The sequence below is a fragment of the Bacillus sp. FJAT-27251 genome, assembly GCF_001273925.1.
GTDB lineage: Bacteria > Bacillota > Bacilli > Bacillales > Cytobacillaceae > Mesobacillus_B.
Window position 1 is genome coordinate 1673735 of sequence record NZ_LIGG01000001.1, and the last position, 16793, is coordinate 1690527.

Sequence of the window (16793 nt, forward strand, 5' to 3'; positions counted from 1 at the left end):
ATTAAAATCCACGATTTTGTATGGTTTTGGAGCGGTTAATCGGAAATTCTCCGCTTATAACCGCTTCTTAAGCTGCATCTGAGTACCTTAGCCGGAAATTCTCCGCCTATTAGTTCTCATTCCTCCACAGAAATGAACTATAACCGAGCCTATAAAAAAGGGGGGAACCCTGTGGTTTATTTGGAACAGCTGATAACCAGCTTTATCGCTTCGGCTGCTTTTGGCATTCTTTTTAATGCCCCAAGAGAATCGCTGTTCAAGTGCGGGCTGTCAGGCATGCTTGGATGGATGGTCTATTTTGGCCTGACCTACCAGGGTTATGGACCGGTGATTGCCACTCTTGCGGCAGCCTTTTTCATCGCATTGGTCAGTCAAATGTTCGCCAAGTTTTATAAAATGCCCATCATTATTTTCAGTGTTGCCGGCATTATTCCGCTTGTCCCGGGCGGACTTGCGTATGATACGATGCGGAATATTGTCGAGAACGACTATACGACAGCTGTTGCCCTTGGGGTCAAGGCTCTGATGATATCAGGGGCGATTGCGGTCGGCCTGGTGTTCTCTGAAGTCATCAATCATGTTTTCCGCCGTCAAGGCGCGATTCCACGAAAAGCCGGGAGCTGACTCAATGCACTTCATGATCCTGGATGTCCAATACCTTAAAAGCGCTCTCCGCATTGGAGAAGCGCTTTTTTTGGTGGTCATTTACAAGGAAAAGAACAAAATTTTCTGATGTGACGTACTTCACATACGGGTTTATTCCGCCTCCTTTACTATTTAGGTAACAAGATAAAAATCGCCAGAGAGCGTATKGGACGAAGGAATGGGGAGGGAGGTTAAACCGGTTTTCCAGTTGTTTGTTCACAAAGTGGTAACAAACAATGACTGAATTAACCCTATTCACAAAGTGTTTACATTTAAAACCAAAATGCCCGTTTTTCCCGTGGTAAGATTACTTCGAACTCAAGCACTACTCGCAAGGAGGTAGCGGAAAATGTTAAAGCTGGAGAAATCGTTTTACTCCAAAACAAGTATGTATTCGTTCTTTGTTGTCATGATCCTGTTTTTTTCAATGTGGGTGTCCACGTCAAACTTTCTGCATATAGATATGGCCTTGCTGGGCTATATGATTTCATCAATGGTATTCGCGATCGGGCTTGTTATTCGGATGAGCTTCTGGCTCTACAGAAAGGCGACGAACCGTGTCGCTTCCCGAAGCGTGGAAAACCTGTTTACGAAAGAGCGTTTTAAAAGAAATGCAAAAGCCATTTTTAAAACTTTCATAGATAACATCATTCTGCAAAAATTCATTTTCAAGCGCGGACTTTACCGCGGCATCCAGCACATCATGATTTCCTGGGGCTGCCTGATCTCCTTCGCTTTCACTTTCGGACTGACATTCGGCTGGTTCCGCTTTGACCTAATCGATTCTGATACTTACCAAATGATCGCTTTTGACATTCCGGTCATGACAATGGCCGCACATGGCTGGTTTTCGGAAATCGTCTACAACATCCTGAACATCGGTGCCGTCATGGTCATGATCGGTGTCTGCATGGCCCTTTACCGCCGTATCACTGATTATGATGTAAAAGTCACACAGCGCTTCGAATTTGACCTGCTTCCATTGTATATCCTGCTTGCGGTAACTGGAACCGGACTGCTTTTAACCCTTTCCTATAAATTCCTTGGCGGCTTCGGCCACCATTATATGTCAATGACCCATCAGGTTACCGTTATCATCATGCTGATGTACTTTCCGTTCGGAAAACTGTTCCATGTACCGATCAGGCCGCTGGCGACAGCCGTTCCAATGAGCTACCAGGAAGTCCTGAAGGTAGATACGAAAGCATGTAAAAGCTGCGGACAGCCATACAGCAATGATGACCAGATCGCCGACGTACAGGCGATCCTGAAAGCCCAATCCTTCGACCTTCAGATGGCCGATGGCAGCTACCTGTCGGATTATTGCCCAGGGTGCCGCCGCCGCATGCGTGCACTGAAACAAATGAATCTTGAAGCGCCGAAAGGCAATCCGTACGGACCGGTCAACACAACGAACGGAATCCACCTTTCCGGCTTTGGCAAAAAACGTTCAGACGAATTTTACGATATTGAAGAAGAAGTAAAGAAAGATCTAGGGGAGGAAAAAGAACATGAGCCAGTTTCTCGTTAAAGAAGGCGTGAAAAACCAGATCCGGAAAGGCGAAAAATTAATCACAACACACTGCTGCTACTGCGGCATGCAGTGCGGCATGCATATCCGCGTCGATGAGAAATCCAATAAAGTTGTCGGCGTCGAGCCCCGCTATGACTGGGTGCTGACGAAAGGAAAAATGTGCCCTAAGGGGGTTACTGCCTACCAGACAATCGATCACCCAGACCGCATCAAGACGCCGCTAATCAAAAAGAACGGAAAGTTCGTTGAAGCTTCCTGGGAAGAGGCGCTTGACCTGATTGAGCGCAAGTTCAAGGAAATCCAGGGAACATACGGCAAAGATGCCCTCAGCGTGTACGGCGGAGTGTCGATGACAAATGAAAAATGCTACCTTGTCGGAAAGTATGCGCGTGTAGGGCTTGGAACACGCTATATCGATTATAATGGCCGCTATTGCATGAGCTCGGCTGCCGGCGGATTCAACAAGACGCTCGGCATGGACCGCGGTTCGACGATTCCGTGGACGGAGCTCGAGCATACGGACTGCTTCTTCATGTCCGGAACCAACACTGCCGAATGCCATCCGACAAGCATCCAGTGGTTCTGGAAAGCGAAGGACAAAGGCGCTAAATTGATTGTTGCCGATCCTCGGGAAACCCCGACTGCACGTGTGGCTGATGTTCACCTTGACCTGCTTCCGGGAACCGACTCTGCATTGGCGAACGGAATTATGCATCTATTAATCAAGCATGACTATGTCGATTATGAATATGTAAAAGAACGCTGCAACAATTTTGCACAACTAAAAGAAATGACAGCGAAATTCACACCGGAGGTCACTTCTGAAATTACCGGCGTCGCGGTTGAAAAAATTGTGAAGGCTGCCCATATATTTGGAAAATCTCCTCGCTCGGTTGTCATGTTTGCACGCGGGGTTGAGCAGCAGACAAAAGGCGTTGACAATGTCAGCCTGTATACTTCCATGGCGCTGCTTCGCGGCCAAATTGGAAAATTCGCTTCAGGTGTCGCTACATTTACCGGTCAGGGAAATGGCCAGGGAGGACGCGAGCATGGCCAGAAAGCCGATGCGCTTCCAGGCTACCGCAAAATTGCCAATCCAAAGGATGTCGAATATATCTCTAGTGTTTGGGGCATCCAGCCAGAGGAAATGCCGAAAGAAGGTGTTTCTGCCTATGAAATGTTTGATCTGATGATGAACAAGACCATCCGTGCCATGCATGTCATCTGTTCAAACCCGGTTGTGTCTTCACCAAACATCAATCATGTCTATAAAGCGTTCAAGAGCCTTGACTTCCTTGTTGTGAATGACTTCTTCATGTCCGAAACGGCGGAACTGGCAGATGTGGTCCTGCCGGCGACAACCTGGGCCGAGGATGAAGGAACTACGACAAATATCGAGGGCCGTGTCATCCGGATCCGGAAAGTTGTTGAGCCGCTAGGCGAATCAAAGACAGACTGGGAGATCATCAAGCTGATTGCCGAACGGATGGGGAAAGGCAAGTTCTTTCCATACAACGGGGCGAGAGAGATTTTTGACGAGCTGCGCGTTGCATCAAAAGGCGGCAAGGCCGACTACTTTGGTGTCACATACGAAAAGATTGATGAACAGGATGGGGTATTCTGGCCGGCGCCTGCCGAAGATCATAAGGGAACGCCTTCCGTATTCAAAGACAAATTTGCAACCGAAGATGGCAAAGCCAATCTTGCCGTCGTTGACTGGAATGATCCAGCCGAGGTGCCTGATAACAAATATCCATTATGGCTGACAACAGGGCGCGTCGTATTCCACTATCTGTCGGGGAACCAGACGAGACGCGTGGGATTCCTGATGGAACAATGTCCTGAACCATTTGTGGAAATCCACCCTGAACTTGCAAGTGAGTACCAGGTCCAGAACGGTGAAAAAGTAAAATTAATTACTCCGCGCGGTGACATGGTTGCACCAGTGCGCATCACAAAAGCCATTCGGAAAGATACCCTGTTTGTTCCTTACCATTGGGGCAAAGACCTATCCGTCAACCAGTTGACCAGTCCTGCATTGGATCCAATGTCACGGATGCCTGAATTTAAAGTTTGTGCTGTGAAGCTTGAAAAACTTTCTTAAAAAGGAGCGGCTAAAAAATGAACAAAATCATGTATCTTGAATTTGAACGCTGCATCGGATGCCGTGCCTGTCAGGCAGCATGCCGTGAGTGCGGTGACCATGATGCAAAGGAACGGAACTACGTAGAATATGTCGACTTCGCGGAGTCAAGGCAGACATTTCCAATGCTCTGCATGCAGTGCAAAGACCCTGCTTGTGCCCGGGTTTGTCCGGCCAATGCCATCCAGATCACTGAGGAGGGAGTCGTCCTTTCCGCAATGGAAGAGAAGTGCATCGGCTGCCGTAACTGTACATTTGGGTGCCCATTCGGGATTCCGAAGTTCGATTTCGAAACGAACAAAATGTATAAATGCGATATGTGCTATGACAGAACAAGGGACGATATTCCGCCAATGTGTGCGTCTGTCTGCCCAAGTGATGCAATCCGCTTCATTGACTTTGACGAAATGCAGCAGCTGAGAAGGCGCCGCACGCAAATGAACCTTGTTGAAGGCAAGAAACCGCAAGAAGGAAACAAGTGGGACTACGTTCCGGAATTCTTCGGAGTCTATACAGACTCTCAATGATAGCCAGGGGAGCTGGTCCAGGTAAGGAGAGGGCCAGCTTTTTTTGCAGGGCCTTAGTAGCCCTGCATTCTCCCAGAAAAGGGATTAATCAACTGTAGAGGCTTATAATAACCATAATTGGGAAAAAGGTAAAAAAGTACTTTTACAGTATTCAATACGGAAAAAGGGGTGCGGCACGATGTTAAAAGGAAATGTTCTCGCTGTTACAAGCGGAAAAGGGGGAGTAGGGAAATCATCCTTATCTGTCAATTTGGCGCTGGCCCTTCAAAAGCTTGGGAAATCCGTAGCGATTATCGATTTGGATATTTACGGGTTCAGCATCCCGAAAATTCTAAACATAGATTTTAAACCAAAAACCTTCAATGGAAAAATCATTCCGGTGGAGACACATGGAATCAAGGTGATGTCCATGGGCTTCCTTGTAAAAGGGAATGACCCGATTGTATGGCGCGGACCAATGCTTGGCAAAATGATCGAGCATTTTACAAAGGATGTCCTTTGGGGAGAATTGGATTACTTTATTCTTGATATGCCTCCAGGCACAGGCGATGTGGCCCTTGACATGCATTTGATGATTCCCCAAAGCAGGGAGATTGTGGTCACGACTCCTCATAAGGCGGCGGCTCATGTTGCGGAGCGGGCAGGCTCAATGGCAATCAAGAGCAATCATGAAGTCATTGGCGTTGTGGAGAATATGTCTTATTTCACCCCTCCGGGAACGGATGACAGATACCATATCTTCGGACAGGGAGGCGGAGAAGAACTCGCATCCCAGCTTGGTGTCGGCCTGCTCGCCCAGCTTCCAATCCAGCAACCGGATGAGAACTTGGAAACCCCGGCGGTTGCTTCAGCGGACACTCCGCTTCAGGAAGCCTATATGAAGCTAGCCAAAACAATCGACGCCAGGTTCAGCTAGCATCGAACCTTGAACAATACCACGAAACTGGAGGATTCAGTTATGACGGATGATAAAAAGAATAAAAACCATCAGTCTGATGACCAGGATATGATGAAGCTCGTCGATAACCTCAACAGGAAAGAAGATGTAAACCTCAACAGGCGGGCCTTTTTGAAAGCTACCTTCGGAACAACAGTCGCCCTCGGTCTGGCGACAACCCCATTTGGAGTACTATCTGTCATGCGCGATGGCGATAACGACGGCGAACGGGTCGAAATTGCCGGTGCGGATGAATTGGCAGTTGGAGAGTCAAAAAACTTCGTTTATCCTAACGAAGGGGATACGGCTATTCTCGTACGGACAAAAGATGACAAGTATGTGGCCTACAACAATAAATGCACCCATCTGCAATGCCCGGTGTTCTATGAGCATAAGGAGGACATCCTTTTATGCCCTTGCCATAAAGGCTACTTTGATGTGAATAATGGCCATCCGGTTGCCGGGCCGCCACAGCGGGAACTTCCGAAGATCCTTGTTGAAGTCCAGGGCGGCAAAGTGTACGCCGTCGGAAGGGAGTACAGGCATGGATAAAAAAAAGCTCTCATTCCTTTCGATTTTCGTGTTCCTGGCTATTAATGTCGTCTCCCTGGTACAAGTGATTGAAGGCTATTATGGCAGGGAATATGGCCATGTATATACGTTCATGTTTGTTTCCCTTTTATCGACTGCGCTGGCAACAGCTGCGTTTTTTATCTGGAGAAAAGAGGAGTATAAGAAGTAACCGGCGGGTAGATTATATAGAAAAAGGAGGGTTTCCATGGACTCCCGATCCAATCATGATCCCCGCAAGGAAAGCATTGAAACAATATTAAAGAATTCCCTTGAGACAGAAGAAGACTTGATGCGGACGTATATCATAACCGCTGAGCGCATTCATGACGATGACGAGCTGAAAAATCGCCTGCAAAATTTCGCGGAAGGCAATGCGAAACGAACGAGGCAGCTGATTGACGAATTGGATAATAGAAACTAAAAAAATCGGGGGTTATCCCCGGTTTTTTGTTGTATAGTGTCCAGCTCCAGCGCCTAGCCCCTCGAGTCGCTTGTCTGGCTTTACCTCCTAGGAGCTCGAGTCGTAAGCCATAATCCTTCAGAAGGCAAACAACGCCTTCCTGCGGATTCTGCCTTACGCTTGTCGCTCCTAAACAGTCGGCTCCGCTTTTCTAATTCAGTCCAGCTGTTGAAGTCAAAGAACGACTTCATCAGCTGGCCCTCCAGCGCTTGTCGGGGCTGAGCACTAAGAATGGCTTCCAAGAATAAGCATCGCAGGAACAATCCGCTTTTAGATTGTTCCGAAGGCGCTTGCGCTTTTCTCAACTGAATTGGTTCGTAGGCTCCACAACGAGGCTTTCCCCTTCATATTTCCGTTCTCCAAAGATGGTTATCACGGTGCAGGAGGTGATCCGGAAGGGATTTTCTGCTGTCGCATATTCTGCAAGAAGGCCATTATCCAAATCTTCGCCTTCCTCGTTTTTGACAATGACATTCTGGCCTTCCAGCGTCCGGAGCCTGGCTTTCATAAGGAACTCCTTCCATGGCTCCCAGTTCCTGATCAAATGGGCACTCTCGCCATTTTGCAGATATCCTAGCTGGCATTCACTTTCATCAATCGTTATGTCCTTTCCGGCGGTTATTTGCAGAATGGCCTCTCTAATAACTTCATATTGGCTCATTTCCAATTGCGGATCAATCAGGAAGATCACTTCATCATTTTCGTTATATTGGAGTGTTGCAAGAGTCCTTTCATGGTAATAAACGGCGTTCCCCTTAATGTGCCGGGATTCGACTTGTTCCTTTTTAAGCCCTCTTAAAATCAGTTTAAGCATAATGTCCTTCTTCCTTCCTATCAGCAGATGATTCTACCTATAATAATATGACCTTCTCTCCCCCCAGACAAACATAATCTCCCTTGACGCCCGTAAAAAGGTGATGGGCCCCGAATACTATGGCGATTCCCGGTTTCTGGCTCTTTTATTACAGAATTCAGAGGTGTTTGTTGTCAAACTGAAAGCAAACCGACACGCTGCGAGAAAAAAGCATGTTAAAATAAGGAGATAAGGTTTAATTTGCCGAAGTTTGCGGAAATAAATCTATTTAACCGGAATATATAAAAAACAGTTACTACTAAACTTACATTGTAAATAAGCCAAATCGGAGGATGCCATATGACAATGGATGAACAATTAATTAAAAAGGCGTACTTTGAGAAGTATATCGAAGGCTCGGAGGAGCATCCGGTACTAATACTGGGTGAACTCAGTCTTGAAGAGGGCAGGAAAGAAATCCCTGATTTATCTTATCTCCGTTTTGCCCAGGGAGAGGTATATTTTCATCACAAAGATTACGAAACTGCCATTTTCAAATGGGAGAATATCCAAAACGAACTTGAGGGCTGGGCAAAGAAAAACATGGCGGATGCCTATCTTGAACTGGGACTTCCGGAGACTGCGGAAGGCATCTACCTGTCCATCGATACTGAAAGCACCACGCTGAAGATTGAAACCGGCCTGCAGCTGCTGTCGATTTACATGGAACAGGGAAAGCTGGAGAGAGCGACCGAGATTGTCAGTGCAGCAGTGGCCCTCAATCCCAATTATCCCGAGATAACCGAAATTGCCCGTTCCTTTTACGAAGAAAACAAGAATTGGGAACGTGCCGTCAAGCTGGCGATGGAGGAGGGAATCCGTACAAGGGAAACCCTATGGTTTGACCGCCTGAATACCTATGTGGACGCAGGCTATACAGATGGCAATCTGCCAGATTACTTTAATGAAGCGCTGAAGGCGTTGTTTGATATTGACCGGAAGCGGTTTGAAAAGCTTGCTGTATCGTTATGGAGCCAATACCGCAATCAGCCTGAGTTCATCGCCTGGGTCAAAAACTTCAATACGCTCTTTTTTGATATGGATGCTTCCCGCAGTGAAGGATGGCGGGATTTATCCGCTGTTTACCAGGAGGCGTATTTTGAGCTTATCAATGGAACGAGACTGGTGAGGGAGCTTTCACCGCTGATTCCGGTCCATCTGACCAACTGGCTAAAAATCACCAATCCAGCTTCCTCTTTGTTCGCCTCGTCATCGGTCATGGCATGGAGCGAAATGTTCCCATCAAGCATTCCCTCCGAAACCGTACGGGACGCCGAGGATTTGATTCTGAATGCGAGGAAATATCCATCTGCTAAAGAGGACACCCTTGAGCTGTTTGAAATGCTGCTTGCATGGTCGGGGAAAAATGGAATTGAAGCGGGCAATCGAATTCAATGGCTGATGGAGGAACTAGCGAATGAGGATACACAGCATATCGTCCTCGCAGGTGTTTCGGGCAGCGGCAAAGCAGGTTTGGTCAACCAGCTGCTGGATGAGGAACTTCTTGCAGGCCAGACTTCCGCGGTTGTTGCTTTCAAGCCAGGGGATGAACCGCAAATCCGGGAGATTTCCGATGAAGAAATAAGCCTGATTGCGAATTACGAAGAGTTCCAGGAAGCAGCTGGGGTCAGGCGCCAAAATTTTAAACGGGAAAAAATCATCGATGTCAGCATTCCCAATGAATTCCTGGAGACAAATGGTCTGACCCTTGTAGATACGCCTGACATCAGTCCTGATAATATGAATGTAAATCCGTTGTATCAGTATGTAAACTTTGCTGACAGGATGCTGTTTGTCCTGAACCAGGAGAATCCGCTGACGGAGCTTGAACAGGAAGTTCTTATGGAAATAAGCCGCCTGGCACCGGATCTTCAGGTTCATTTCCTGGTCTGCCGCCATCAGCCTTTCCAGGATGAACAGGAGGCAGTCGACATTCTTTCGCGGATCCAGGTTTTCTATCCTCATGCAAGGCTGTTCGTGTTTTCGGAAAGCTATGCAGGAGAGGCCCAAAAAAGGGAGCTGGCAAAGTTCCTCCGGGAGGGAATCGGCAATCCGGCGGAAGAGCGCATCCTGAAGCTTCAGCATTACACAAGGATTGCCATCCATTATCTGCTGGATAAACGGATTGAAATGGAAAATGACCTGGTCGAAAGCGTACGGTGGAATGAAGAGATGGTGTCCAAGCTGAAGGGGGCCATCCACCAGGTGCAGGATCTTGAGGAAGAGAAGAAAAAGCACATCAAAGAAGATTATTTGAAAATCAAGGAAGAGGTCCGGGCGGAAATGCTGAAGGAAATTCCGAATATCCTGAGGGGCACCTCCGATATTATCAAGGAAGACAGCGATTTTGGGAATCTGCATGCGAAGCTTAATGACGAAATGAACGACCGCGTCCAGGAATATTTGGATACAAAGATTCTTCGCAGCTACTACAGCTCCCTGCAGGATTGGATTTCGCTTTCAAAGGACGAGTTCGAACAGGCGCAGTTCAAGCTTGATGAGATGAGCCAAGGCTTCAATGCCATGTACGGGGAAGAGCGAATCGTGCAGCAATGCGACTTTAAGGTGCTGGATGACTGGAAGCGTGATGCAGACCGGATGACTAGCGGAATCCAGCTGGAAAAGATAAACTTCCTGCGCAGTCCGGCGCAGTTCCTGCTGAAGAGTGCCGGCATGCTGTTAAGTGTACTGCCGCAGAACAATGCGATGCTCTATAATAAATACAAATCTTATGTTGAAAATGAAGATTACAGCGAAAGCGCACGCTCTATTGCAAAGAGATTTTTCAAGCAGTTTGAAATGTTTGAGAAATCCATTGAACGGGATATAGGGCTGTTCTTCAGGCAGCCGCTTCATGTGCTCGAAGAGGCCGTTAAAGAAGCGGGCCATGAAATTGAAACAAGCCAGAAGGCCCTTGAAAAAATGAGGGTCAAGCCAGAGGTTTACAGGGATCCCCTTAATTTGTTCGAGGTCCGGCTCCGGCAGTATGAATGGATGACAGCAGCCGGGAAACAGGGAACCTGATCATAGCAAAAGGAAGGCCGATGCCGGCCTTCCTTTTTGGTGTCTATGAAAAAATTAGGACTGTTCGTCATCGAGGAAGGGCTTGTTTGCATAATAGTACATCCATCCCATCATCAGGCTGCCGCCAATCAAGTTGCCAATGGTAACAGGCACCAGATTATGGATGACTCCTCCCATTGAAATGGTTCCCGGATGATTAAGAACGAGGGCAATGGCAAACGTACACATGTTGGCGATGCTGTGTTCATAGCCCGATATGAAAAAGCAAAAAACAAACAGGATCATCGCAAACATCTTTGGGCCATCCCCTTTTAGGGCCATCGGAATGAAAAAGGCCATGCATACAAGCCAATTACAGAGAATGGCCCGGAAGAAAAGCTCGCTGGCGGGGTCAGTCATCTTTTTTTCCACAACACTAAGCAAGAAGGKATTAACGGAAGCGTCATTAAACAGCCCTGTTGTATAGATTAAAAACGCAAAGGCAGCGGCTCCGAGAATATTGCCTCCATAGCTGTACACCCACATGGTGAAGACTTCAGGCCAACCCATTTTCTTTCGGAGGGCAGCAAAGGTATAGTAAAACGTGTTGCCGGTAAAAAGGTCCCCGCCCCCATAGGCAATCAAAATGATTGCGGCCCCAAAGGTGAGAGCGGCCATCGGGTAGGTGAACGGCGAATGCTCAAGATAAAAGAAATTTCCGGTCTTAAATGCGACAATCACCCCAAATCCAATGAACATGGATGCCAGGGCGGCTCTTGCCAAATATCTCGTCCGGCTTTGGCGGAATATTTTACGTTTCTTCAATGCCAGCTGTTCAGCCTCAAGCAGCGGCTTCACTTCCATATTTTCACCTGCATATCCAATGTAGTTTTAACCATAGTTTGGCGATTTTTGTTCCATCTATGTAGTCCGTTACCCTGAAACGGAAATGGAAAACATAAAAACGCAGCCCAGTCTAGCCGGGCCGCGTTCTAATTTTGGGCATAAATGGCCAAATTTCGACGAAACTATTTCCACTCAAGCATTTCCAGCCTGTTGCCGAATGGATCATCAACGTAAATACGGTCTGCTCCCGGCAAAAGGCTATCCTCTTTAAATGGAACCTGATTGGCTTTTAAGTGAAGCTTTAATTCGCCAAGGTTCTCAATCACCAGGGCAGGATGGGCTTTTCGTGCAGGTGTGAAAGGCTCCTCAATGCCAATATGCAGCTGGGAGCTGCCAAATTGAAACCAGACTCCTCCACGCTTTTTCAGGCTTTCCGGTTTTTCGACCTCCTGCATCATTAGCAATTTCCCATAAAAATTCCTCGAGAGTTCCTCAGAACCGGGCGGTGCGGCCAACTGGACATGATCCAAACCCTTCAACATGAATGCCATCTGCTCTCCTCCTTCTATTTCCTCTTTCATTCTAGCTTGAACAGGTTCAAACGAACATTTTAAATTTATAATGAAAAATGATAAGTTATTCTTATAGGAAGAGGTGTCAGCATCATTCTTTTACACCTCTGCCGTGCAAAATTAAAGCAGATAAAAAAATTTAAGGTTGGGATATTTGATGAAAAAGATCATTGTTTTTATAGCTATTTTTCTAATGGCATTATTAGCGGCATGCGGGAACGAGGAGGATGCTGCACCCAAAAAGGAGCCGGCTAATGAAGTGCCGGATGAATCTCCTGCCACTGAAGATTCTGGGAACGGAGAAGAACATGACAATCATGAGGAGGGCGCTCATGAAGACCACGAAGAACCCGGGGAAAGCGATGGCGGCCACGGTCACGCCGGCCACAGCCATGATGGCGATGTCATCATCGACCTTCTATCAGGCTACGACATAAAGGTGAAAGAAAATGCAGAGCTTGCCATCCTTGTGGAGGAAAAGGGAGAGCCTGTGACCGGGGCAGCAGTGACCTTTGATATTTGGGCAGAAGGCCAGGAGGAACATGATACTATCCAAAGTAAGGAAGCAGGAAACGGGGTATACAAAGCCAGCAGGGTGTTTGAGACTGCCGGAATGCACAAAATCAATGTGCTAGTGAAGAATGACCACCTGGAGGAAGAGCAGCTCTTTACTGTTTTCGTAAGTGAATAGCCCCCAAAGCCGGCATGGTTAATACCAGGATATAATTTTGCTTCTCCCCGCATAGTTTATACAGATGCGATTCTGAAAAACAGGAGGAGCAGAAATGGATGTATTTGTAAGGAGCGGAGACTCACTCTGGTTTTACAGCCAGCTTTTTGCCATTCCCGTACAGCTGATTATCGATTCGAACCGGAACATCCAGCCTAACAGCCTATCGATTGGCCAGAGCGTGCGAATCCCAGGCTTTGTTGCCGTTGATTACCGGATCAATCGCGGTGATACAATATGGAGCATTGCCCAAAGACGCGGCCTGCGGCAGGACACCATACTCCTGGTGAACCCGGGTATTAATCCCAACAGGCTCCAGGTTGGCCAGGACATCAAGGTGCCGCAGCGGATCACCTGGAGGCTGGTCAAAGGCAGGCAGGAATATGATTACAGTACCATGATGCATGATTTGGCCAGGCTTGAGCGAGTGTACCCATTCCTGCGTCTTCCGAGCATAGGCAATTCGGTCCTCGGACGCAGCATCCCTGAAGTCCTGCTGGGCAATGGTCCAAAACGGGTTCATTATAACGGCTCCTTTCATGCGAATGAGTGGATTACCACTCCCGTTATCATGACATTTTTAAATGATTACCTGCTGTCTTTAACAAACCAGACTCCAATCCGCGGGCTGTCCATGCAAAGATTCTACCAGGAAACGATGCTTTCCGTTGTTCCAATGGTCAATCCTGACGGTGTCAATCTGGTGCTAAACGGACCGCCGCCGGATGAGCCATACAGCAGCAGGGTGGTGGAACTGAACAGGGGGAGCTTCGACTTTACTGGATGGAAAGCGAACATCAGGGGAGTCGACCTGAATGACCAGTTCCCGGCTCAATGGGAATTGGAGAAAGAACGGAACCAGGTGGGGCCTGGCCCGAGGGACTATGTGGGCGAGCGCCCGTTAAGCGAGCCGGAAGCAATTGCGATGGCAGACCTCACAAGAAGGCGCGATTATGCAAGAGTCCTTGCCTTCCATACACAGGGTGAAGTCATCTATTGGGGGTTCGAGAACCTGGAGCCTCCAGAATCTGAACAGATCGTCAGCGAATTTGGCAGGGTAAGCGGCTATGAACCAGTCAAGACGGTTGAAAGCTATGCAGGGTACAAAGACTGGTTCATCCAGGATTGGCGGCGTCCGGGCTTCACTGTTGAACTGGGCTTCGGAATCAACCCGCTGCCGCTGTCGCAGTTTAATGAAATCTATGAAGAAGCGCTCGGCATCTTTTTGGCTGGATTGTATATGTAAGGAGAGTTTTTCTTGGTGGAGATGTGCGGCTTGTTTGGGAATAACTGGTGTTTGTAGAGTAAATGGCCGTTTTCGTAGAGTAAAATGCGGTTTTCGTAGAGTAAAGGTGGAAATTTGTAGAATAAATGGACCAGATCGTAGAGAAAATCCCGAAAAACGTAGAGTAACGGCGGAAAAGTGACCAAGGAATAGGAGAAAACCCGGCATATGTTCCATGCCGGGTTTTCTAATTGTATTATTTCGTGTAAATCGCGTTGGACAGCAGCCGGAACAGGTAATCTGTGTGATCACGGAAGCCTGCTTCAAGACCGATAAGGGTAACATCCTTATCTTGTTCTTTTACGATGACTGCCTGGCCTTGTGCATTTTCTTTATTTGTTTGCGGTGAACGGGAGTTGTCTGCCCAGTGTCCGGCTACAAAGAAGTCCTGTTCATCACCTAATGTTGCCGCCACTTCATCGTTAGTAAGGCCTGTGTACCAAACTGGACGATAAACGAAGCCAAGGTCGTCCTGATCGTAACCTGCGGTGATGCCTTCGCCTTCATAGGCAACTTTTACAATACCGTTGCTGTTGGAGCCCGCAGTGTTAATGGTGTTATCAGTCAAGCCAATTGTTTTTGTGGCTCTTGATGCTCCGGCACCAATCGCAATATACTTGCCGTCTTTATCCAAGAACTCATTAACATTCTTTTTAAAACTATCCAATTGTTCTGCATTCTGGAATCCAAATTCCTTGTTCGCAGCACTTAGATTAGTAGAAATCAAGCTTTCGCTCCCGCTGTAAACAAACACATCAAATCCATATAAACCAGTTGTCGCCACTTCCACAGGCGTCACTTCCGTCACATTGAAGCCGAGGCGCTTTAACGCCAGCTTTGTACCAGAGTGGGATTGGACTTTGCCCATGCCGCCGTCTTTTAAAATAGCGACATTCAGGCTGTCAAGTGCTTCAGCATCTGCCGGCACCTTTGCTGTTCCAATCTGAAGGCCGGACGCTTTAACTGCTGCCGAAACCTTGTTTGCCGCTGCTTCTGCGTAGAAGTTTCCTTCTGCATCACGCTTCACAGGAACGCCCTGCTTCAATAGCGTGTTCACAAGCTCCACTGCTTTTACGGAGCTGTTCGGAATCAAAAATGGTCCTTTGCCGGAAACAGCACCCTGGCCAGCGACCTGGTTCACCTTGGAAGCAACAACCTTCACTTCTTCATGAACCGGGTTTGCTTCAAAGCCCCAAAGCTCAGGCAGGCTCCATGCGGAAATATCGTACATGGCAGGCGTGTCATTGGAAATGTCTTCTCCATCCCAGAGCATTGTGTTCGCCAGGCCTGCTTTCGCCTGGTCCATTTTCACGATATAGGTTCCCTTGGCATAGGATTTTCCGCCCGCTGTGAAAGCTTTGGATGATTGTACAACCTCGATGTCGTTTCTAATCAAATGATTAACAGCTTTTTCGGTAACTGTCGGATCTTTCTCGTCCACAGGCAGGATGTAGGCATTCGGGAAATGGCCATCCTTATGGAACGGATGGTCAAAATTGATGCCGCGCTTGAAAACCTCAAGCTGGTTTGCAATCATTTCTTCTTTATTTTCGGTTGAATGCTTCAGTGCGCCCATGATGGCATTGTACATCCAGCGCACGCCGTCTTCATCATTTGTCGGAGCTTCCAAAGTAGAGCCATAGGCACCGTGGTACATCGCGTACATTGGCGTGAAGATTGGCGGATAGTCGTCCCAGCCGGCCGCGTCATCGCGCAGCGGGATATATGAGCCTGTCATTTTATTTGGCTGATATAAGCTTCCAGTATAGTTAGACTGATCGTCCATAATTTCTTTTTCCATTGCCTTAGCCTGGCTCAGGGCCCAATCTTCATACAAATCATACTCATAATTCGGATTATGCGGCGGCGTACAAGGTTCGATCAATCCCTGCAGGTTCGGTCCGTAATTTTTAACATACCCATGTGTATCAAGGAAGACCATTGGGTTCCACTCTGTCAGCAGGTCGACCATTTGGCGTGTTTCCGGCTGTGACTGGGTAATAAAGTCACGGTTCAGGTCGATGCCTTCGCCGTTGAAGCGGGTGGCATCCACACGGCCGTCCGGATTTTGCACGACGTTAAAAATAAGAATGTTATTGTCCAATATTTTTTTTGTTTCAGCGTCATTCTGTGTCGCAAAGCGCTCGATCAGCTGCATGACGGCATCTGTTCCGATAAATTCCGTTCCGTGAATCGAGCCGTTGATCATCACTGGCACTTTAAAGTCAGGGTTCTGTTCAATCCAGTCCTGGGCTTTCTGCGGGTTTTTGAACATTTGCTTTCTGAGCGCCTGGATTTTCCCGAATTTGCCTTGTGAATCAGGGGAAGCAATGGTGACAACATAAAGCGGATAACCTTGTGAAGAGACCCCGGTTACTTCCACTTTGACACGATTGGACTGCTTGCTGATCTCGTCCAGCTTTTTTCCAATCTGTGAAAACTTCATAAAGTCGTAGTTTTCACTGTTGAACAGGCTTCCATCTTTTTCTTCATTTACATTGACGTTTTCCCACTTTACCGGCCCCGCAAGTGCGGTGGTCCATGGCGCGGAAGTCAGCAGGCTGACCGCTACCAGGCCTGTAATTACTTTTTTCTTTTTCAAGGAAATCCCTCCAAATATGTATTTATAAATAATATTTTTGTATAAATATGCGATATTTGTATTTTAATTAGAGTCACGAACAT

General features: G+C 47.5%; 15 protein-coding genes. 11 read left to right on the top strand and 4 right to left on the bottom strand.

What is annotated here, in order from left to right; genetic code table 11:
* Positions 1-171 precede the first annotated feature (171 nt).
* The 8 genes from ADU22_RS07880 to ADU22_RS07915 all read left to right on the top strand — a co-directional run bounded on the left by ADU22_RS07880 (position 172) and on the right by ADU22_RS07915 (position 6780).
* Positions 172-624: a threonine/serine exporter family protein gene (locus ADU22_RS07880; RefSeq protein ID WP_197280031.1), complete on the top strand. Its 453-nt coding sequence runs from the start codon at positions 172-174 to the stop codon at positions 622-624.
* Between the two features lie 370 nt (positions 625-994).
* A complete protein-coding gene (locus ADU22_RS07885; protein ID WP_069187962.1) occupies positions 995-2176 on the top strand; it encodes an MFS transporter in 1182 nt (393 codons plus the stop codon).
* Complete coding sequence (gene fdhF, locus ADU22_RS07890) at positions 2157-4283, top strand: formate dehydrogenase subunit alpha (RefSeq protein ID WP_053361668.1); 2127 nt, start codon at positions 2157-2159, stop codon at positions 4281-4283. The genes ADU22_RS07885 and fdhF overlap by 20 nt, the downstream gene beginning before the upstream one ends.
* A gap of 17 nt (positions 4284-4300) precedes the next feature.
* Positions 4301-4849, top strand: coding sequence for a 4Fe-4S dicluster domain-containing protein (locus tag ADU22_RS07895; RefSeq protein WP_053361669.1), 549 nt, complete (start codon positions 4301-4303; stop codon positions 4847-4849).
* 178 nt (positions 4850-5027) lie between these two features.
* On the top strand, positions 5028-5765 hold the full coding sequence (locus ADU22_RS07900; RefSeq protein WP_053361670.1) for an Mrp/NBP35 family ATP-binding protein: 738 nt from the start codon (positions 5028-5030) through the stop codon (positions 5763-5765).
* Between the two features lie 42 nt (positions 5766-5807).
* Complete coding sequence (locus ADU22_RS07905) at positions 5808-6338, top strand: QcrA and Rieske domain-containing protein (protein WP_053361671.1); 531 nt, start codon at positions 5808-5810, stop codon at positions 6336-6338.
* On the top strand, positions 6331-6528 hold the full coding sequence (locus tag ADU22_RS07910) for a hypothetical protein (RefSeq protein WP_046525287.1): 198 nt from the start codon (positions 6331-6333) through the stop codon (positions 6526-6528). The genes ADU22_RS07905 and ADU22_RS07910 overlap by 8 nt, the downstream gene beginning before the upstream one ends.
* Positions 6529-6564: 36 nt before the next feature.
* Positions 6565-6780 carry a hypothetical protein gene (locus ADU22_RS07915; protein ID WP_053361672.1) on the top strand — a complete coding sequence of 72 codons (216 nt, stop codon included), beginning with the start codon at positions 6565-6567 and terminating at the stop codon, positions 6778-6780.
* A gap of 340 nt (positions 6781-7120) precedes the next feature.
* On the opposite strand, the gene ADU22_RS07920 is transcribed toward ADU22_RS07915, so the two are convergent.
* Positions 7121-7633 carry a hypothetical protein gene (locus ADU22_RS07920; RefSeq protein WP_053361673.1) on the bottom strand — a complete coding sequence of 171 codons (513 nt, stop codon included), beginning with the start codon at positions 7631-7633 and terminating at the stop codon, positions 7121-7123.
* A 339-nt stretch (positions 7634-7972) separates the two neighbouring features.
* Here ADU22_RS07920 and ADU22_RS07925 point away from each other — a divergent pair, with 339 nt between their 5' ends.
* Positions 7973-10696, top strand: a complete 2724-nt coding sequence (locus tag ADU22_RS07925; protein WP_053361674.1) for a P-loop NTPase family protein — start codon at positions 7973-7975, stop codon at positions 10694-10696.
* Between the two features lie 54 nt (positions 10697-10750).
* On the opposite strand, the gene ADU22_RS07930 is transcribed toward ADU22_RS07925, so the two are convergent.
* Both ADU22_RS07930 and ADU22_RS07935 read right to left on the bottom strand, forming a co-directional pair.
* The gene (locus ADU22_RS07930; RefSeq protein ID WP_053361675.1) at positions 10751-11539 is read right to left on the bottom strand and encodes a formate/nitrite transporter family protein; all 789 of its coding nucleotides are present in this window, start codon (positions 11537-11539) and stop codon (positions 10751-10753) included.
* Between the two features lie 164 nt (positions 11540-11703).
* Positions 11704-12072 (bottom strand): VOC family protein, encoded by a 369-nt coding sequence (locus ADU22_RS07935; RefSeq protein WP_053361676.1) that lies wholly within the window; start codon positions 12070-12072, stop codon positions 11704-11706.
* A 178-nt stretch (positions 12073-12250) separates the two neighbouring features.
* Between ADU22_RS07935 and ADU22_RS07940 the strand changes: the two genes are divergently transcribed.
* Both ADU22_RS07940 and ADU22_RS07945 read left to right on the top strand, forming a co-directional pair.
* Complete coding sequence (locus ADU22_RS07940; protein WP_053361677.1) at positions 12251-12784, top strand: FixH family protein; 534 nt, start codon at positions 12251-12253, stop codon at positions 12782-12784.
* A 94-nt stretch (positions 12785-12878) separates the two neighbouring features.
* Complete coding sequence (locus ADU22_RS07945; protein ID WP_053361678.1) at positions 12879-14069, top strand: M14 family metallopeptidase; 1191 nt, start codon at positions 12879-12881, stop codon at positions 14067-14069.
* A 235-nt stretch (positions 14070-14304) separates the two neighbouring features.
* Here the strand turns inward: ADU22_RS07945 and ADU22_RS07950 are convergent, their stop codons facing one another.
* Complete coding sequence (locus tag ADU22_RS07950; RefSeq protein WP_053361679.1) at positions 14305-16710, bottom strand: M14 family zinc carboxypeptidase; 2406 nt, start codon at positions 16708-16710, stop codon at positions 14305-14307.
* Positions 16711-16793: the final 83 nt, after the last annotated feature.